This is a genomic window from Dialister invisus DSM 15470, assembly GCF_000160055.1.
Taxonomy (GTDB): Bacteria; Bacillota; Negativicutes; order Veillonellales; family Dialisteraceae; genus Dialister; species Dialister invisus.
This window is the reverse complement of the sequence record NZ_GG698602.1, coordinates 121,354-139,724: the sequence shown is the minus strand read 5'-3', so window position 1 is coordinate 139,724 and position 18,371 is coordinate 121,354. Positions and strand designations below refer to the sequence as shown.

19 protein-coding genes and 1 other annotated feature are annotated in these 18,371 nt (G+C 39.6%); all 19 genes read right to left on the bottom strand.

Going from position 1 to position 18,371, the window contains the following annotated elements; all coding sequences use genetic code 11:
• Positions 1-338: 338 nt before the first annotated feature.
• The 19 genes from rpmA to GCWU000321_RS00585 all read right to left on the bottom strand — a co-directional run bounded on the left by rpmA (position 339) and on the right by GCWU000321_RS00585 (position 18,358).
• Positions 339-623, bottom strand: coding sequence for a 50S ribosomal protein L27 (gene rpmA / locus GCWU000321_RS00675; RefSeq protein WP_007069133.1), 285 nt, complete (start codon positions 621-623; stop codon positions 339-341).
• Between the two features lie 5 nt (positions 624-628).
• Positions 629-955, bottom strand: coding sequence for a ribosomal-processing cysteine protease Prp (locus tag GCWU000321_RS00670; protein ID WP_007069132.1), 327 nt, complete (start codon positions 953-955; stop codon positions 629-631).
• A complete protein-coding gene (rplU, locus tag GCWU000321_RS00665) occupies positions 955-1,263 on the bottom strand; it encodes a 50S ribosomal protein L21 (protein ID WP_007069131.1) in 309 nt (102 codons plus the stop codon). Before rplU ends, GCWU000321_RS00670 begins: the two co-directional genes overlap by 1 nt.
• A gap of 16 nt (positions 1,264-1,279) precedes the next feature.
• Positions 1,280-1,353, bottom strand: a sequence feature (ribosomal protein L21 leader region).
• A gap of 89 nt (positions 1,354-1,442) precedes the next feature.
• A complete protein-coding gene (gene speD, locus GCWU000321_RS00660; protein ID WP_007069130.1) occupies positions 1,443-1,943 on the bottom strand; it encodes an S-adenosylmethionine decarboxylase in 501 nt (166 codons plus the stop codon).
• A gap of 127 nt (positions 1,944-2,070) precedes the next feature.
• Positions 2,071-4,542 carry a phenylalanine--tRNA ligase subunit beta gene (gene pheT / locus GCWU000321_RS00655; protein ID WP_007069129.1) on the bottom strand — a complete coding sequence of 824 codons (2,472 nt, stop codon included), beginning with the start codon at positions 4,540-4,542 and terminating at the stop codon, positions 2,071-2,073.
• A gap of 15 nt (positions 4,543-4,557) precedes the next feature.
• Positions 4,558-5,571, bottom strand: a complete 1,014-nt coding sequence (gene pheS, locus GCWU000321_RS00650; RefSeq protein WP_040381676.1) for a phenylalanine--tRNA ligase subunit alpha — start codon at positions 5,569-5,571, stop codon at positions 4,558-4,560.
• A gap of 561 nt (positions 5,572-6,132) precedes the next feature.
• On the bottom strand, positions 6,133-7,269 hold the full coding sequence (locus tag GCWU000321_RS00645; protein ID WP_007069127.1) for an acyl-CoA dehydrogenase family protein: 1,137 nt from the start codon (positions 7,267-7,269) through the stop codon (positions 6,133-6,135).
• A gap of 167 nt (positions 7,270-7,436) precedes the next feature.
• Positions 7,437-8,651 carry an ABC transporter permease gene (locus GCWU000321_RS00640; protein WP_007069126.1) on the bottom strand — a complete coding sequence of 405 codons (1,215 nt, stop codon included), beginning with the start codon at positions 8,649-8,651 and terminating at the stop codon, positions 7,437-7,439.
• Positions 8,648-9,364, bottom strand: coding sequence for an ABC transporter ATP-binding protein (locus GCWU000321_RS00635; protein WP_007069125.1), 717 nt, complete (start codon positions 9,362-9,364; stop codon positions 8,648-8,650). Before GCWU000321_RS00635 ends, GCWU000321_RS00640 begins: the two co-directional genes overlap by 4 nt.
• Before the next feature lie 2 nt (positions 9,365-9,366).
• Positions 9,367-10,455, bottom strand: coding sequence for an efflux RND transporter periplasmic adaptor subunit (locus tag GCWU000321_RS00630; protein WP_007069124.1), 1,089 nt, complete (start codon positions 10,453-10,455; stop codon positions 9,367-9,369).
• Between the two features lie 266 nt (positions 10,456-10,721).
• Entirely contained in the window at positions 10,722-11,969 is a 1,248-nt protein-coding gene (gene glyA / locus GCWU000321_RS00625; protein WP_007069123.1) for a serine hydroxymethyltransferase, read from the bottom strand.
• Positions 11,966-12,526 (bottom strand): TIGR01440 family protein, encoded by a 561-nt coding sequence (locus tag GCWU000321_RS00620; protein WP_007069122.1) that lies wholly within the window; start codon positions 12,524-12,526, stop codon positions 11,966-11,968. The genes glyA and GCWU000321_RS00620 overlap by 4 nt, the downstream gene beginning before the upstream one ends.
• A complete protein-coding gene (rpiB, locus tag GCWU000321_RS00615) occupies positions 12,511-12,969 on the bottom strand; it encodes a ribose 5-phosphate isomerase B (protein ID WP_022026863.1) in 459 nt (152 codons plus the stop codon). The genes GCWU000321_RS00620 and rpiB overlap by 16 nt, the downstream gene beginning before the upstream one ends.
• Before the next feature lie 111 nt (positions 12,970-13,080).
• On the bottom strand, positions 13,081-14,115 hold the full coding sequence (locus GCWU000321_RS00610; RefSeq protein WP_040381047.1) for an L-threonylcarbamoyladenylate synthase: 1,035 nt from the start codon (positions 14,113-14,115) through the stop codon (positions 13,081-13,083).
• Between the two features lie 2 nt (positions 14,116-14,117).
• Positions 14,118-14,984 (bottom strand): peptide chain release factor N(5)-glutamine methyltransferase, encoded by an 867-nt coding sequence (gene prmC / locus GCWU000321_RS00605; protein WP_007069119.1) that lies wholly within the window; start codon positions 14,982-14,984, stop codon positions 14,118-14,120.
• A complete protein-coding gene (prfA, locus tag GCWU000321_RS00600; protein ID WP_007069118.1) occupies positions 14,974-16,056 on the bottom strand; it encodes a peptide chain release factor 1 in 1,083 nt (360 codons plus the stop codon). The genes prmC and prfA overlap by 11 nt, the downstream gene beginning before the upstream one ends.
• A 144-nt stretch (positions 16,057-16,200) precedes the next feature.
• The gene (locus GCWU000321_RS00595; RefSeq protein ID WP_007069117.1) at positions 16,201-16,452 is read right to left on the bottom strand and encodes a type B 50S ribosomal protein L31; all 252 of its coding nucleotides are present in this window, start codon (positions 16,450-16,452) and stop codon (positions 16,201-16,203) included.
• A gap of 141 nt (positions 16,453-16,593) precedes the next feature.
• Entirely contained in the window at positions 16,594-16,929 is a 336-nt protein-coding gene (locus GCWU000321_RS00590) for a thioredoxin family protein (protein ID WP_007069116.1), read from the bottom strand.
• Positions 16,930-16,939: 10 nt separating this feature from the next.
• A complete protein-coding gene (locus tag GCWU000321_RS00585) occupies positions 16,940-18,358 on the bottom strand; it encodes an Rne/Rng family ribonuclease (RefSeq protein ID WP_007069115.1) in 1,419 nt (472 codons plus the stop codon).
• Between the last annotated feature and the right edge of the window lie 13 nt (positions 18,359-18,371).

The following is an 18,371-nucleotide window of genomic DNA, read 5'->3' as shown; positions in this document are numbered from 1 at the left end:
TTATCTTAACCCAACGATCCATTAAACAGGTCAATCATGAGACGACTAATCTGTACCTTTTCCATATAAGTGAAGTTTCCTAATATTCGTTTAGGCCAGACTTTATCATGTTGCCGGATCAAAATGGAAAGACAAACATTACCTTAACTTGCAGCACCTGTTTGAATTGAAAAAGGAGTGAGTTCAAGAACAGAAAAGTATCGGTTAATTTGATATTACCGAAGGTATTTCTGAATTCGCGAAAAATTATTGACACAACCAAAATGTCCTATCTCACCCTGAAACTCTCATTTCAATATACGAAAAAGCATCGGATATTTCACCGATGCTTTTTGTAACTATTTTTCTACTGGATATACACTAACTTGTCTTCTATCACGACCAAGGCGTTCAAAATGAATTTTCCCTTCTGCAACGGCAAAAAGTGTATCATCTTTTCCCAACCTTACATTCAAACCTGGATGGATGTGGGTACCTCTCTGACGAACTATAATATTGCCAGGTCTTGCAATCATACCATCATGCATTTTGGTTCCTAAACGCTGTGCATTAGAATCACGACCGTTTTTTGTACTGGAAACGCCTTTTTTATGAGCGAATAACTGAAGGTCAAACAGTAACATGTAATTCACCCCTTTACATTTATCAATTTAATAGTATCAGGATATTTTTCCTGAATCATTTTGAGTCCCTGCAACATTGTCTTTACAAGAAGTTCTGATTGCTCATCAGCCTTATCTGCAATGTTTACACTCATAAATCCATTCTCAGAATCATAAGTGCCCTGTTTTCCAAGGATATCACGAAGTCCCAATGCACATGTCAGCGTGACTGCGGATACAGCCGCACAAACAAGATCATACTGGCTATCTCCGACATAACTGTCGGCATGACCTTTAATTGTAAACCCTTTACAGAATTCTCCGGCACTCAGATACATAGTAACGGTAATCATCAGCCTTCAATTTTTTCAATCTGTACTTTCGTAAATGGCTGGCGATGTCCCTGGCGACGACGATAATTGGATTTTGCTTTGTACTTAAAAATACGGATTTTCTTTTCTTTGCCCTGTGCAAGAACCTTAGCAGTAACTTTAGCCCCCGCAACAGTTGGTTGTCCAATCTTAACCGCATCACCGGATATAAGAAGAACTTCTTCAAAAGTTACTTCATCACCTGCAGCTACATCCAGTTTCTCAACAGTAATAATTTTGCCTTCCTCAACGCAGTACTGCTTTCCACCTGTTTTTATGATTGCGTACACGTGTGCACCTCCTTCATACTATACTCGCCGTATACGGCAGCTTCATAACAAAGCATTTACTGGGCCGGTTACGAGCGGTTGCATCACAGCACCCTGTACAATGACTTAATTATTATACTAAGAAACAGAACTGGTGTCAAACGAAAACCTACCGTTTATTGAGCGTAATACTCTTCTCCTCATTCCGGACCTAATCCATCTCTTTTTTCGCGTTTCTGAACAATATAATGTGCCACCTTCTTTCCGGCCTTATTGATTCGATTTCCTGTATTTCTAAACTTACGTAATGCAGTTGTCTTAGATTCTGTTATCGGTTTCATATCCGTAATAGCACTCATATCCCCTCGTTTCACAGAAGTAGCACGAATACGTTCCGGTTTCAATAATGCACGGATGGCTTTCATGGTTTTTGCCGGAATAAGTTCCGGATCAAAACTATAGATATCTATTGCTACATATCCCATATCCGGATAGGCATGAATACAAATATGTGATCGTGGACCATAGGCAGATACCGTGATTTCTTCTTCACCATCATGGAAATAAGTATCTTCCACATTAAGCCCTAGATATACCGCACTATCAGACATTGTATTTAAGATCTCCGCTGAGGATAAGAGTATTTCCTTCTTACACCCATAGCAATCTACAAGAAGATGTTTTCCTACATAATCACTCATAATTATTTTCCCTCAATCAAAAATTTACCTCATTATAACAAATACCATCTTTTTTTGCAGAAACTGGAAATACATAATAAGATATGAAAAAAGAAAACAGCCAATAACCGCTTTCTTTTTTCATGTCTTATGTTCTAAGAACCACGTTTACTTTCCCTAAGCTTATTACGATTGTTTCAATCCAATTATCTACTTCCGCATCAGTTAAAGTTCGATCTGACGCTCTGAAACTCAATCGGTACGCCATAGATTTAAATCCGGCCGGTACCTGTTTTCCCTGATAAAGATCAAAAAGATATAATTTTTCCAGATGTTTATTCCCAGCCTGCCGAATAATATTTTCGATATTTTCATTTGATAACTGTTCCGGTACAAGAACCGCAAGATCTCTTTCCGCAGAAGGAAATTTTGGAATTTTTTTATAGTTAGTCGCAGCTCCTGCAAAAATCATAATATCCGGCAGGGAAATCGTGAATCCGTAAACTATTCTTTTTATATTCCATTTATCAAGCACTGCCGGATGTAATTCACCAAATCGTGCAAGAATCACATCATTTTTTACAAATTCTGCTGATACTCCGGGATGGAAAACAGGATAATTCGTACGTCTGATCTTATAATCACGAATAGATAATGCTGAGAGAACATTCTCCATAACTGCCTTGATGTCAAAGAAATCATATTCTCTCTGATCATTAGGATATCCATTTTCTGCAGGCCCTCCACACATAAGTCCTGAAATAAGACTATATTCTTTGGGAAGTTCATCTAATGGAAATCTTTTAGGTTCATAAATATGTCCATATTCAAAGATAGCTACCTGATCATTTTTCTTTGAAAGATTGTATTGCAGAGTATGCATTAGCCCGGGCAGCAATGATGTTCTCATATCTGGATATTCATCCGAGATTGGATTCATGATTGAAATAGCATTATACACGCTGCTATCTTCAGGGAAATTCAATTTTTTCAAATCATTCTTATCCATGAAGCTGTAATTAACAACTTGAGATAATCCATTCTCCACAAGAATATCAGTAACCTTGAAAAGAACTTCTTGCGATGGACTCATAATCCCCTTGGTGACCGCGCTCCATGGTGTGGTAATCGGTATATTAGAATATCCATATACACGTGCTACCTCTTCCGCTAGATCCGGCATTCCATACAAATCCATACGGAAATCAGGAACTGTTACGCGTATTTTCCCATTATCTTCCGCCACTGAAAAGTGGAGACTCTCAAGGATGTCAATCATTTCATTTTTACTTAATTTGATCCCGATATAGTCATTAATTTCATCTATTGTGGTATTGATAATTTGCGGTTCTGATTTGATGGGGTATTCGTCCAACAGCCCCGGAGCAACGGTACATGCACCTTGCTCTATCAGCAACTGGCAAATCCGATTAATTGCCATTTCTGTTCTTGCGGGATTGATTCCTTTTTCATATCGACCGGAAGCTTCGGAACGCAGACCTATCCGCCGTGACGTTCTTCGCACCGAAGCACTATCAAACACTGCCGCTTCCAGAAATACACTCTTTGTTTTATCAGTAATTTCCGAGTCAAGTCCCCCCATTACGCCAGCAATACAAACAGGATTTCCTGCTTTGTCTGCTATAACAAGATCCGTATGATGCAAAATACGTTCAACGCCATCCAGAGTTTTTAAGTTTTCTTTCTCACCTGCAAACCGACAGGTCAATTCATTTCCTTCTACTTTATCATAATCATAAGTATGGAGCGGTTGTCCAATTTCAAGCATAACATAATTCGCTGCATCCACAATATTATTGATTGGTCGAATTCCATTACTGCGCAAACGGTTCTCCATCCACATCGGAGAACGACCCATTTTTATATTTTCCATCAAACGTCCGCAAAAACGTTTACAATATCTAGCATCAGAAATATGTACAGCAGCACGCCCCTGGATAGGCATTCCACTTTCAGCCACATTTATAAAAGGAAGCGTTACTTTTCTTTTGAAAACAGCACCTACTTCAAGCGCCATTCCAATCATACTAAAACAATCTGCACGATTAGCAGTTAATTCCATTTCAAAAATCACATCATCCAAATCATACAAAGTATGAAAGTCGACCCCCACTTGCGTATCTGCAGGAAGAATCATAATTCCTTCCTTATTGACACCGGGGAATAAATTCTCGTCCAAACCAAGTTCACTACAGGAACACATCATTCCTGCCGATTTCACGCCACGAAGTTCACCCGCTTTGATTTTTATATCACCATACTTTAGTCCGCCAGGGGTTCCAGCATCATGTTTTGCAGGCACATGCGCTCCATCTAATGCTACGGGAACAATCAATCCTTCCTTTACATTATTTGCCCCCGTTACAATTTGAATGGAATCTGGTCTGCCAACATCCACATGGCAAATAACCAGCTTATCTGCGTTAGGATGCTTTTCGACCGATAAGATCTTTCCGGTAACAACCCCACTAATCCCTTTCCCAGGATAAATGACACGTTCAACTGGTATTCCATCTATCGTCAGAGTCTCTGCCATTTCTTCCGGATCAAGACCTTTTATATCAACAAGCGTTCCCAACCATTTTAAAGAAACATTCATTTTCTCTCCTCCCGATCAGAACTGTTCCAAGAATCTGATATCATTTTCATAGAAATTTCTGAGATCATCAATTCCATAAAGCAACATAGCAATGCGCTCAATTCCCATACCAAAAGCAAACCCACTTACAATGTTTGGATCATATCCATTTAATTTCAGAACCATGTTGTGCACCATACCGCAGCCAAGTATTTCAAGCCAATCGGGATCATTACTTTCAGAATGTGTTCTGGAAGCAAAGGAAATATCAACTTCTGCTGAAGGCTCTGTAAAAGGAAAATAACTCGCACGAAAACGAATTTTTGTATCAGCCCCAAACAAATCCTTCAGAAATATTTCCAAAGTCCCTTTTAAATCAGAAAATTTAATGCCCTTATCAACAACCAATCCTTCTACCTGATGAAATACTGGAGAATGGGTTGCATCATTATCCCACCGAAAAACTTTTCCCGGTGCAATCATTCTGATTGGTGAATTAGGTATATGCTTTCGAAGTGTCCGAACCTGCACAGGAGATGTGTGAGTACGAAGTAAAATTTCAGGAGTAATATAAAATGAATCCTGCATATCGCGGGCAGGGTGGTCTTTAGGTAAATTCAAGCACTCGAAATTATAAAAATCTTCTTCAATCTCAGGGCCCTCTTCTACAGAATACCCCATTCGAATAAATGATTTCATAATTTCACGTAAAGCCTTATCAAGTGGATGAATATGTCCTGACCTTTGGTGACGTGCAGGAAGTGTTATATCAACTATTTCACTTCTGATTTTTTCTTCAAGTTTTTTTGCTTTCAATTCTTCCAGTTTTTCGGTGAATTGCTTCTCAACCGTTTCCCTGATTGTATTGGCAAGAGCTCCCATAACAGGGCGTTCCGATTCGGATAAATCTTTCATCCCGCGGAGAATAGACGTTAATTTCCCTCTTTTTCCGAGAAATGCCACTTTAGTATCCTGAAGCTCTTTTTCATCAATGCATATACGAATCTGTGCCTCTGCATCAGATTTTAATCTCTTTAATTCGTCTTTCATAAATTCGATAATATACGTTTGGATTCGTTCCGTAATCTCGTTCAACGAAAATTTTTCTTCCCCTTGGTATTTCTTCAAATCACCAAGAATTCCTACCATTTGACTTCTTATTGCTGCAGATGCTTCTTTTGACGCAATATTATCTCGGCAATTATTGAGAAGCCCCAGTGCCTTTACCCGTAGTTTCTCCAGTTCAGCCATCTTTCATTCCCCCTTCACGTTACAGATGATCTCTTTTTTAACATTCAAAAAAACTAAAAAAATCCAAAATAAAAAACTCCCCCCCTAAAGGGGCGAAGTTCATTTCGCGGTACCACCCTGATTTCTCACTTGAAAACTTTAACGCAGCTTTACGTTCAGCCTACTCTATTCAGCAGAATGCTCCGAAGTGAAATGGAAATCCCTATCCCACCGGTGTCCCACTATCACCGACTCCCTGAATGGATTAAAAGAAAACCTCTCTTCATCATTACAAATGATAATATAAAATTATTGTAGCATCATGAATATAAATGTCAAGATGCTGCAATAATACCTTGATTCACTAATAATTAAGTATGATTAAAATGTTGTTTCATTAGCAATAACTAACCTTTGTACCTGATTCGTACCTTCATAAATCTGCATAATTTTTGCATCACGCATATATTTTTCCACCGGGTTCTCTCTGGAATAACCATTACCTCCCATAACTTGTACGGCAGTCGTTGTTACTTCCATTGCTGTATCCGATGCAAAACACTTTGACATGGCGGAATATAATCCGGCTTTTTTATCTTTATTCATTTGTGCAACACATGCTTTATAAGTAAGGATTCTGGCCGCCTCAGTTTTCATAACCATATCGGCAATCATCTGCTGCACCATTTCAAAAGTTGCAATTTTTACGCCAAACTGTTTTCTGTGGTGAGAATATGCCACAGCAGCCTCAATCGCAGCCTGGGCAATCCCAACTGAAATAGCCGCAACAACAGGACGTGACATCTGCAGCGTCTGCATAGCAATCATAAATCCGCGTCCTTCTTTTCCTACTCGCGCAGAATCCGGTACAAAGCAGTCCTCAAAAATAACTTCAGCCGTCGCTGAAGCACGGATCCCCATCTTATCCTCTTCTTTGCCAATGGAAATTCCTTTTGTATCAGCATCTACAAGAAATACAGTAAGACCTCTGATTCCGCCTCCTTCTCTTGTATTGGCAAAAAGAGTAATCTTGTCAGCAATAGGAGCATTTGTGATAAAACATTTTGTCCCATTTAAAATATAGCCGCCTTCAACTTTTTCAGCACGACAGGAAACCGCTCCTGCATCAGAGCCTGCTCCGGGCTCTGTTAACGCAAAACATGCCATTCCTCCCCGGTTTAGACAGTCAAATAAATCCCTCTTCTGCATATCACTCCCCGCAAAAAGAATAGGGAATGACGCCAGAGAATTTGCTGCACAAATTGTAGCAACACCGGCACATCCTTTTGATAATTGTTCACTGATTAAAGCACCTGTCAGCAAATCTATCCCTGCTCCGCCATATTCTTTCGGCACAGACAATTGTGTCATTCCGGATTCCTTCAGAATCTCCAGCAACTCTTCATCCATGACTCCGCTTTTGTCAATCCGAAGAGCACGCGGCGCAATTTCTTTTTCGGCAATTGTTTTCGCCAGGGCTATTAATTCCTGTTGTTTTACATCTACTGAAAAATCCATCTATTCCTCCCCAATACACAAGATTCGCTGAAACATCGTTTATTATTATAGCAGATAAATAACGTTTTTCCATTTCAATATTTAACAGAGTAATATTCTTACAAAATTATAACTTAGTATTATAACTCAGTAAAAGGTCTGATGCCTGTACATACGGCAATGCGCCTTTACTCATAGTGTAGTGCGTCAATTGGATTTAGTTTTGCTGCCTTCTGCGCAGGATACAATCCAAAAACTAAACCAATAATAACCGAAAACAGGAAAGATCCTATAATCGGCAGAGGAGAGATAACAGAAGACATACCGACTATGTGTGGAATCAATAGCGCTATCGACACACCTACAATAATTCCAATTAAACCACCGGCAATGCTTACCGTAATGGATTCAATCAAGAACTGGACAATAATCATATGGTAAGTCGCACCAATCGCCTTTCGTATACCAATTTCCCTGGTACGTTCAGTCACAGATACCAGCATAATATTCATAATTCCGATACCACCGACCAAAAGGGAAATTGCAGCTATACTTCCAAGAAAAACAGTTAAAGTCTGTGTAGTTGATTCCATAGTTTCAAGTAAATCTTGAGAGTTCTGAATGTTAAAGTCATCTTCTTTACCAATAACAATACGGTGGCGGGTCCGAAGCAAATTAGTTACATCCGCCTCAATCTGTGGTAAAACATTACTGTCATCAGCAGTAAGTACAATTCTGCTTACATAAGTAATCCCCATCATACGTTCCTGAACAGTGGTAAATGGACTGAGTATCCGATCATCCTGATCTATGAATGAGTAACCTTTACTTTCCAACACGCCAATAACTGTAAACGGATTCCCTTTAATTCTAATTTTTTGCCCGACCGGTGACTCTGATCCAAAAAGGCCTGTTGCTACCGTTTTACCAATTACACAGACTCGTTCGCGGCCAGTATACTCCTGTTCATTCCAATAGCGTCCCTCCGCTATTTTCAAATCAGAAATAGATAAATAATCCGATGTTACACCATAAACATTTGTTGTCCAATTCTTATTACCACTGACTACTACATAGCTGTTACTTACTAATGGTGCCGCGTTAGATACATTAGGTAAATTCCTGACTGCCAGATAGTCTTTATAAGTCAAACTTTGCATAGAACCGGCTGCAGGTCTAACCCCAGGCTTTCTTGATGTTCCCGGAATAATAGTAATCTGATTGGAACCAAGACTTGCGATATTATTTTCAATATCCGCACGAACGCCGTATCCCAATGACATCAAGGCTATTACAGCTGCTACACCAATAATAATTCCCAACATCGTCAGAAGCGATCGCATTTTATTACTGAAAATTGAGTCAAAAGCCATCAGTATGCTTTCAAAATAAATATTTGTCATTCTAATTTTCCTCTTATATCTTTACTGATATGTCCATCAGAAAGAATTACATGTCTTTCAGCATAATTAGCCACGCCTAACTCATGAGTCACTAAGATAACCGTTTTCCCGGATTGATATAAATTTGAAAAAATTTCCATGACTTCTTTTGTTGACTTGCTGTCTAAATTGCCGGTTGGTTCATCTGCCATGATTATAGAAGGATCATTAATAAGTGAACGGGCAATCGCAACACGCTGGCGCTGTCCTCCTGACATTTCAGCAGGCATATGGTGTATACGATCTCCTAAACCAACAGCCTCAAGCATTCTCTGCGCCCGCTGTTTTCTTTCATTTTTATATACATTTCCGTAAATCATGGGAAGAATCACGTTATCCAACGCAGATAACCGAGGTAATAGATTGAAACTTTGAAATACAAATCCTATCTTTTGATTTCGTGTAAAAGCAAGTCTCGCGTCATCTAAAGTAGCAACCTCTTCCCCGTCTAACTGATAAGAACCTTTTGTAGGTCTATCCAGACATCCAAGAATATTCATCAGTGTGGATTTTCCGGCTCCTGATGGTCCCATAATAGATATAAACGATCCTTTATTGATGGTCAGCTGAATATCAGTTAATACCGGAACCTCCTGTGTTCCGATGTAATAGCTTTTACATATATGTTCTAATTTTATAACGGTCTCTTCCGCCGCTGTTTCTTTCTCTTTCATAATTAGAACCCCGGTCCCCCATGTTGTGATTTAGCCACTCGAGTAGATGAGGTTTCCTGGCTCACAGTCCCACTGACAACAATTTGGTCATTTTCATTCAACCCGGAAATAATCTCTACCTCTTTATCTGTCGTAATTCCGGTTTTAACATATACTTTAGTCACATCATTTCCATCTTTTACGTATACATAGGAACCTGTCGCATCACTCCGAAGTGCAGTCACCGGAATAACCAATGCATCTTTACTTTCTCTTCCCATAATTTCTGCACGAGCTGTCATTGACGGATAGAGACCGGATAATTCATCCGCATTAATTGATACATAGACGGTGTAATATACAACTGAAGAACTGGATGAAGTGGAAGAGGAAGAATATTCTTTTTTGGAAATATCACTGACTGTTCCATGAAAGATCCTTCCTGGATAAGCATCCACCGTGAAGGATACTATCTGTCCAATGGCAACTTCTCCGATATCCGTTTCATCTACCAAGAGTTCTATTTTCATGGCTGAGAGATCTGCTACTGTAACAATGACCATTTGGCTCGACAATCCCTGAGATACGGTTTCACCTTCCTGCATCGGTTCACCAATTATTACTCCATCCAGGGGCGAGGTAATCACTGTGTCATTAACATCAGCTTGTGCCTTGGTATAAGCTGCCTGTGCGTTCAAATAAGATAATCTCGCATCATCCATGGTCTGATATGCAACAGCGCCTTGCTCATAAAGACTATTCAAGCGATTGTAATATGACCTTTTATTCTCCAATGTATTTTTCGCCTGCTCCATTGTAGATGTTAAGGATTTCGATTCAATAGTTGCTAAAATCTGCCCTTTGGTAACAGTCTCATTTTGTTTTACATAAACATGTTCCAATGTGCCTGAAGCAGTAGCGGATAATTTTACACTGTTAACAGGCTTGATGGTACCTGTCGCATCAACAATCATTCCGATATCAGAACGACTTACTTTCCCCAGCGTATAAGTATCTTTTTTCTCTTGGCTATTCCAATTATAAAGGCAGTAACTGCCCCCACCTATAATAAGAAAAATAATCAGTATAATCATCAGAAATTTTCTATTCATAAGAACCTCCTATATCTATTCACATTAAGAATCTTATTTTCTCATCCACAAAAAGTGAGCAAAATACCAGCATACATATCGATAATATTTATTCTATCATCCTCCATCTGATAAAAAAAGCTATTGATATCAAAATAAGATTATTTTCCTACCACCCTTTTAAGTAAATAAGACGAAAAAGAAACCTGATCCAGTTGTTATATCGATAACTAATAACTAGACCAGGCTTATACCATAAAGAATTTATTTCAATATCGCACCATCAACTAAATTTCATCATAAAGTGGGTATTTTTTACAAAGAACTGACACTCTTTCAGCACATGATTTTTTGACTTCATCTTTATCGGTATTCTTAACCACTGTACTGATAATATCCGCAATTTCTTTAAAATCTTCCTCAACAAACCCTCTTGTAGTCAAGGCAGGAGATCCAAGACGAATACCGCTTGTTACAAAAGGAGATAATGTTTCAAAAGGAATCGTATTTTTATTTGCGGTAATGCCAATTTCGTCAAGAACAGTTTGCGCTGTCTTGCCGGTAATTCCAATCGCTCTCATATCCGCCAACAGCACATGTGTATCAGTGCCACCAGAAATTACACGAATTCCACGATTTTGCAACTCATCAGATAAAACTTTTTCATTTTTCTTTACCTGCTTCGCATATTCTTTGAATGCCGGTGAGAGATCTTCCCCAAAGGCGACCGCTTTCGCTGCTATGACGTGTTCCAACGGTCCCCCCTGCATGCCGGGGAAAACAGCTTTATCAATCGCTTTCGCATATTCTTCCTTACACATAATAATCCCTCCTCGCGGTCCGCGAAGAGTCTTATGCGTTGTCGTTGTAACAATATCGGCCCACGGCACCGGACTTGGATATTCTCCCCCTGCAACCAGTCCCGCAAAATGTGCCATATCAATCATCAGTAATGCGCCAACTTCATGTGCAACAGCAGCCATTCTTTCAAAATCAATAATACGTGAATAGGCAGAAGTTCCTCCAATAATCATTTTGGGATGTACTTCTTTTGCCAATTTTTCCATAGCGTCATAATCTAAAAGTTCATCATCTTCTCTAACACCATAAGGAAGTACATTAAAATAATTTCCAGATACATTGACAGGACTGCCGTGTGTTAAATGTCCGCCATCGGTCAAATTCATCCCTAAAACCGTATCACCAGGGTTAAGCAATCCGTAATAAACAGCAAAATTAGCCTGTGAACCAGAATGAGGCTGTACATTTACATGATCGGCACCAAAAAGCTCTCTTGCACGATCGATTGCCAGCTGTTCTAATTTATCCACATACTCACAACCGCCATAATAGCGTTTCCCGGGATATCCTTCCGCATACTTATTGGTAAGGACACTGCCCTGTGCTTCCATCACCGCATAACTTACTATATTTTCAGAGGCTATCATTTCCAGTTTGTTTCTCTGTCGATTTAATTCCTCTTGTATAATCGCATAGACCTCTTTATCTCCGTCTTTCAAATGATAATTTATCATACTTTTACCCCCTTTTCCCTTCTATAATGGGCCCGCTCCCCGCCAATCAACGGTGGTCTGGTCCGAGCAGCAACCACTAATGCTTCACCAATTTTATTATTTTTAAGTCTCACAGGAACCGCAACCCGCTTCAGATGCATCCCAATCATAGTGAGGCCTATATCTAATCCAGCATCTGCTTTTATTTGAAGGACCGCTGCCGGATCTTTAAATGTATAATAAGCATTTGTAGAAAATGCACCACCTGCATGAAGCCATGGCACTACTGTTACTTCTTCATAGCCTAATTCATCCGCAATTTTTCGCTCTATAATAAGTGCACGATTTAAATGTTCACAGCATTGAAATGCCAGATGCAAACCTTTTTCATCCGCCTTTTCAATCAAGGTTGAAACAACCGCCGTGCCTACTTCATAAGAGCTATCTTTTCCAATATGTCCGCCGCGAATTTCGCTTGATGAGCCGCCAATAACGATCAAGTTTCCTCGCTTTAAATTTCCGGACTCGCATAACTCTTCAAAAGCTTCGGCTGCTTCTCGCTTTAAAGATTCGTACATGATTTCATCCTTTCAATTTCTGTAATTTTATCTATACGCCTGGCATGTCTTCCGCCTTCAAAAGAACTGTTTAAAAAAATATCAACAATATTTTCTGCCAAACCCTCTCCTATAACTCTTGCTCCAAGAGTCAGTACATTCGCATTATTATGTGCTCTTGTATAATGAGCTGAAAATTCATCGCCGCAAAGCGCGGCACGAATACCCATCATTTTATTTGCAGCAATGCTCATTCCAATTCCTGTCCCACAAATTAGAATCGCAAAATTGACTGTTTGGGCTTGGACAAGACCGCATGCTTTCTGTGCAAAATCAGGATAGTCGCAAGAATCTTCACTATCTGTTCCGCAGTCTATACAATCTATATCCTTATTTTTCAAATATTTTTTCAACCGCTCCTTTAACCGGTATCCGCCATGATCACTCGCTATCGCTACTCGCATAAAAATCTCTCCCATTTCATGAATAACTATTACACACTTAACACCATCCACCTATTACCTTGCGCAATATGTAAATGGGGACTGCTATAAATTTTTGCTTAAGATGTGTTTTTAATTCATATTTATGATATGAGTTCCGGACGCTTTCGTCAATCTATTCATGATTGCCATACCAATCCCTCCACCATCTGTACCTTCGCCGATAATGTGGTCAACAGGATGGTTATTGAAGAATAGTAGTCCCTGAAATAAATTATGTGCCAATTCTTTTTTATTCCCCCGTCTTCCCCAGACAAAAATAATATTTCCAGCAGGAATTTTTTCCGCTGTTTCTTGGCTGACAAAAAAGCCAAATTTCCCTTTGCCCTTATTTGCAAATGACAAAATTTCAGACTCAACGGCTTCTATGTTTCCGGCATAAACTGTTAACGGTGCGGAAGGGGCATAGTGCCTATATTTCATTCCCGGAGCCTTTGGATGCTCCTGTTCGGCAGTAATTGCAGTATCAAGTTCTGTTGGAGCGAATGCCTCCAACATATCCCGTGTAATCCCTCCCGGTCTGTATATGATTATTTTCCCGTTTTCGACCGCGATTACGGTAGACTCCAATCCGATTAAGGAATCACCGCCATCAATCACAAATTCTATTCTTCCATCCATATCATGAAGAACAGCATCCGCCGTTGTAGGGCTTGGTTTTGTTGAGATATTTGCACTCGGACCTGCAATAGGCACACCGGCTGCACGAATCAATGCTCTCGCAGCCTCATGAGCAGGACATCTAATAGCAATTGTCCGCAATCCACCAGAAGTTGCCATAGGAACAATATCTTTTTTCGGAAATACGATAGTTAGAGGACCAGGCCAAAAAGCTTCCATCAGCCTTTTTTCTAACGGCAATATCCGTTTTACATATGTACTGACCTCAGATATATCTGCCACATGCACAATCAGAGGATTGTCAGACGGCCGTCCTTTGGCCATATAAATTTTTTTAGCAGCCTCTTTATCCAGTGCATTCCCTCCAAGACCATATACCGTTTCAGTGGGAAATGCCACCAGTCCGCCGGCACGGATGACTTCACCAAGCCTTTTTACCTTATCATTATAATAGCTTTGATCCACTATTATTTTCTTTGTAATCATCTTTACTTCTTTCTGCAATACAGAGCACGCTCTATACCGCCATAATCTTTGATGACTTCGAAATCTTCATACTGTGCTGATTTCCGAAACATCTCTAAAATATCTGTAGCCTGTCCAATACCGAATTCAACAGCAAGAAATCCTCCAGGCTTTAGATGTTCCGCAGCGCCTTTCGCTAAAAGGTGATAAAAATAAAGACCGTCAGTTCCTCCATCAAGAGCCAATCGCGGTTCATGTTTTACTTCCCCCGGAAGTCCACCTATATCCTTAGTCGGAATATATGGAGGATTACTAAAAATACCATCAAAGATATCCTCTTCATCAAAAGCCTTTAGATAATCGCCTTGTCTCCATTCCACACGATCCGTTAGTTTTAAGTTCTGACCGTTCTCTTCCGCTATTTTTAATGCCTCTGTAGAAATATCAACACCTACACCAACCGCATCTCTGCAATAGTATAAGAATCCAACAAGGATTGCCCCACTTCCCGTTCCAAGATCTGCCACCTTAAGGCCTGTTTCATTCCTGTAGTATTGAATTACCTTTTCCAGCCATGTTTCCGTATCCGGACGCGGAATAAGAACCTGTTCATTTACTTTAAGCGTTAACCCCATGAATTCTTTTTTGCCAATGATAGCAGCAGCAGAAAATCCTTCAATCCTCTTTTGTATATATTTTTTAAAAAGTGCCAATTCCTTTGCGGCTAGAATTCGTTCAAACTCCGTATACAAATAAATCCTACTTTTTCCCAATACATGTGAAAGTAAAATCTCTGAGTCAAGCCTTGCTGAATCTATTCCGTGTTTTTCGAAATACCCGGTAGTCCAAATCAAGATCTTCTTGATTGTCCAGACAGAATTATCGGCCACTCCCCTCGCCCTCTTTCATACGCTTTGTTAAATCCGCCTCTATAAGTACATCTAAAATACCATCCATATTTCCGTTTAAAAAATTATCCAGCTGATAAACGCTGACATTAACACGATGATCCGTTACCCGCCCCTGTGGAAAATTATAGGTACGTATACGTTCAGACCGATCCCCAGAACCCACCTGTCCTTTTCTATCTGCCGCTGTCTTATCCTGCGATTCCCGCACAGCTCGGTCATATAACCGGGCTTTTAGAATCTGCAATGCCTTTTCTTTATTCTGGCGCTGGCTCCGCTCATTCTGGCAGGTCACCACCATCCCTGACGGAATATGTGTAATGCGTATTGCCGACGAGGTCTTATTAATATGCTGTCCGCCTGCACCAGATGCACGATAAACGTCTATCCTTAAATCGTCTCTGTTAATATCAATATCTACATTTTCCACTTCCGGCAAAACCGCTACCGTAACAGCTGAGGTGTGTACCCTCCCCTGACTTTCTGTCGCCGGGATACGCTGTACACGATGCACTCCACTTTCAAACTTCAATAAAGAATAAGCATTTTTACCATAAATGATACAGGTAACCTCTCTGAAGCCGCCTAAATCTGTTTCATTTGCATCGGCCAATTCCACTCTCCAACCTTTATTTTCAGCAAACTTCAGATACATCTTTAGGAGATCCGCTGCAAATAAGGCAGCCTCCTCACCGCCTGTTCCTGCACGAATTTCTAAAATAACATTTTTACCGTCGTTCGGATCTTTGGGAATCAGAAGGAAATGAATTTGTTTATCTAATTCGTTTTTCATTTTCTCAGCTTCTTTAAGTTCTTCTTTAGCAAGCTCATGAAGGTCAGACTGGGATTTATCCTCCAGAATATTCACTGCTTCCTTACAAGTCTTATCTACCTTTTTATATGAACGATATAGTGTTACAATTTCCCCAAGATCGGAATGTTCCTTAGAAAGTGTCCGCCATTTATTTTGATTGGAAATTACCGATGGATCGCTTAATTGATCTTCAAGACTGCGAAACCGCGCTTCCATGGCATCTAATTTATTTGTCTGCATTGTATCTCCTGCAAATAAAAGCTTTAATTCTTTGACATAATCATAATATAACCACTATAAAACATTACCGTAACAAGTATATCACAGAATTTGCCACGCAAAAAAGCAATAAAAAACAGGGGCATCACGACCCTGCTCTTCATCTTATTCTGCTGTTTTCCCATAACGCCTATTGAATTTTTCAATACGACCGCGAGCTTTTCCAAAACGCTGCTGTCCAGTATAGAACGGATGAGATTTACTGCTGATATCAATATTAATCAGCGGATATTCATTACCATCTTCCCACTTTACAGTCTGGTTAGATGTTGCTGTAGAACGGGTCAGAAAGGAATAGTCAGCACCGATATCGCGGAACACGACAGGATGATAATCCGGATGTATTTCCTTTTTCACTTGTTGCACCTCATTTCACTATTAGAAATAATTCCTTGTTATTATATCAAATGAAAACGGGGAATGCAAGGAAAATCAATATATTCTATATAACCCATTTCCCACTTTTCTAATTTCAAAGAATATCCTATACGAGGGTATTTATTTCTCTTTATTACCCAAAATTTTATCCACTTCATCATAAAACGTTTTTTTCTGATTATATCCAATAATCCGGCCTACTTCTCTTCCATCCTTGAAAATCAAATAGGTTGGTACACCTACCAGCCCTAACGGTTCTGCTAAATTTTCCATCTCATCTATATCCATAGACACAAAAGACATCTGCCCTTTGAAATCTTCTGCGGCGGCCTCTACTGTCGGCAGCATTACCTTACAATATCTACACCATGCCGCCCTGCAGGCAAGTAGAGTAAACCCTTTTTTCTCCACAACTTCTCTTTCAAAATCCCGTTCTGAATGAATTTCTGTAACCATTTCCCCTCCGTTATTTTAATGAAGATAATACACTATATACTTCACGATTTAAATGATCATTTTCTTCAATCATAATTTCCCTGTTAAAATATTTCATAAAATATCCCGCCTTCTGTTCTTCCTTAAGCCGTGCTGCTACTTCAGGGTGACATCGGATTACCAGATCCCGAGCTCCGCCATATCGTTTTACCGTCTCCAGTTCCCGGTGGATCTGCTGAATTACCGATTGTACCGATAAAATATGGCCTGTACCATTACAAATCGGACATATATCACAATAATTCTTTATCAAGCTGTGAGTAGTTCTTTTTCGTGTCATTTCAACCAGTCCCAAAGATGTCATACCGCAGACAATGGATTTTACTTTATCCTTTTTTAATTCGCGTTGCAGTATTCCGACTATATCCTTTTTCTGATTTTCTTTTTGCATATCAATAAAATCAATTAAAATCATACCGCCAATACCGCGAAGCCGAACCTGTCGAGCAATTTCAATAGCAGCTTCTTGATTAATCAAGTACACAGCTTCTTCATGTGGAATCCCCTGCCGGTTAAACGCACCGGAATTCACATCAATCACGGTCAAAGCTTCTGTGTCTTCAATAATCAACGATCCACCCGAAGGTAATTCTACCCGGCGTTTAAATAGGAGATGTATTTGTTCTTCAATCTCCTCTTTCTTTAAAAGCGGCATCCTTTCTTTATAAAGTGATATCTTGTCGGGCTCAATCGTATGCTCGCTCTCATTTAATTTGCAAATTCGTTCATATATCTTTCTGTTATCAGTAATTAGGATTTCCGTTCCTTTATTAACATAATCACGAAGTGCTTTGACTATAATATCACTTTCTCTATACAGGAGTGTTGGTGACTTTTCCATCCGGAACCGTTTTTGGATAATATCCCAATTTTCTTTAAGACGGGTAATGTCTTTTCTGAATTCATCCATATCCGCGTTTTCAGCCGCAGTTCTTATAATTAGTCCCATATGCTCAGCACATATTTCTTTTCCTATTTCCTTTAACCTCTTACGAACGGATTCTGACCTAATCTTTTTAGAAACGCCTATATAACCCGTTCCTGACAATGTCACCGCATACTTTCCCAACATACTGATCTTTTCTGTAATAAGGGCGCCCTTCATATCTGTATCACTTTTAATAACCTGTGCAAGAATTGGGCTTCCTTCGGTCGGAAATCTCTTTTCATTGAGTAAATCCTTTCTTCGCAAAAAAGCATTTTTGCCAATTCCAATGTCCACAAAAATACCATCTACTGCAGGCACAATATTTTTGACAATTCCCTTATAAATACATCCGACTATTTCTGTATTAATCTGCTGTTCTATTTCTAAATCAACTAATTTATGCTGCCTAGTCACCGCAAGAATCGTTTCATCAGTACTATCAGACAGAATAACTCGATTCATTTATCCTCCATTG

What these genes read in the sequence shown, in the direction of transcription:
- GCWU000321_RS00585 (WP_007069115.1), bottom strand. Translation starts at nt 18,358, where the DNA reads ATGAATCGAGTTATTCTGTCTGATAGTACTGATGAAACGATTCTTGCG.
- rpiB (WP_022026863.1), bottom strand. Translation starts at nt 12,969, where the DNA reads ATGCGAGTAGCGATAGCGAGTGATCATGGCGGATACCGGTTAAAGGAG.
- GCWU000321_RS00620 (WP_007069122.1), bottom strand. Translation starts at nt 12,526, where the DNA reads ATGTACGAATCTTTAAAGCGAGAAGCAGCCGAAGCTTTTGAAGAGTTA.
- pheT (WP_007069129.1), bottom strand. Translation starts at nt 4,542, where the DNA reads ATGAATGTTTCTTTAAAATGGTTGGGAACGCTTGTTGATATAAAAGGT.
- GCWU000321_RS00635 (WP_007069125.1), bottom strand. Translation starts at nt 9,364, where the DNA reads ATGAAAGAGAAAGAAACAGCGGCGGAAGAGACCGTTATAAAATTAGAA.
- GCWU000321_RS00590 (WP_007069116.1), bottom strand. Translation starts at nt 16,929, where the DNA reads ATGGTTACAGAAATTCATTCAGAACGGGATTTTGAAAGAGAAGTTGTG.
- GCWU000321_RS00640 (WP_007069126.1), bottom strand. Translation starts at nt 8,651, where the DNA reads ATGACAAATATTTATTTTGAAAGCATACTGATGGCTTTTGACTCAATT.
- GCWU000321_RS00630 (WP_007069124.1), bottom strand. Translation starts at nt 10,455, where the DNA reads ATGAATAGAAAATTTCTGATGATTATACTGATTATTTTTCTTATTATA.
- rpmA (WP_007069133.1), bottom strand. Translation starts at nt 623, where the DNA reads ATGTTACTGTTTGACCTTCAGTTATTCGCTCATAAAAAAGGCGTTTCC.
- speD (WP_007069130.1), bottom strand. Translation starts at nt 1,943, where the DNA reads ATGAGTGATTATGTAGGAAAACATCTTCTTGTAGATTGCTATGGGTGT.
- prfA (WP_007069118.1), bottom strand. Translation starts at nt 16,056, where the DNA reads ATGCAGACAAATAAATTAGATGCCATGGAAGCGCGGTTTCGCAGTCTT.
- glyA (WP_007069123.1), bottom strand. Translation starts at nt 11,969, where the DNA reads ATGATAAATTATCATTTGAAAGACGGAGATAAAGAGGTCTATGCGATT.
- GCWU000321_RS00610 (WP_040381047.1), bottom strand. Translation starts at nt 14,115, where the DNA reads ATGATTACAAAGAAAATAATAGTGGATCAAAGCTATTATAATGATAAG.
- pheS (WP_040381676.1), bottom strand. Translation starts at nt 5,571, where the DNA reads ATGAAAGACGAATTAAAGAGATTAAAATCTGATGCAGAGGCACAGATT.
- GCWU000321_RS00670 (WP_007069132.1), bottom strand. Translation starts at nt 955, where the DNA reads ATGATTACCGTTACTATGTATCTGAGTGCCGGAGAATTCTGTAAAGGG.
- GCWU000321_RS00645 (WP_007069127.1), bottom strand. Translation starts at nt 7,269, where the DNA reads ATGGATTTTTCAGTAGATGTAAAACAACAGGAATTAATAGCCCTGGCG.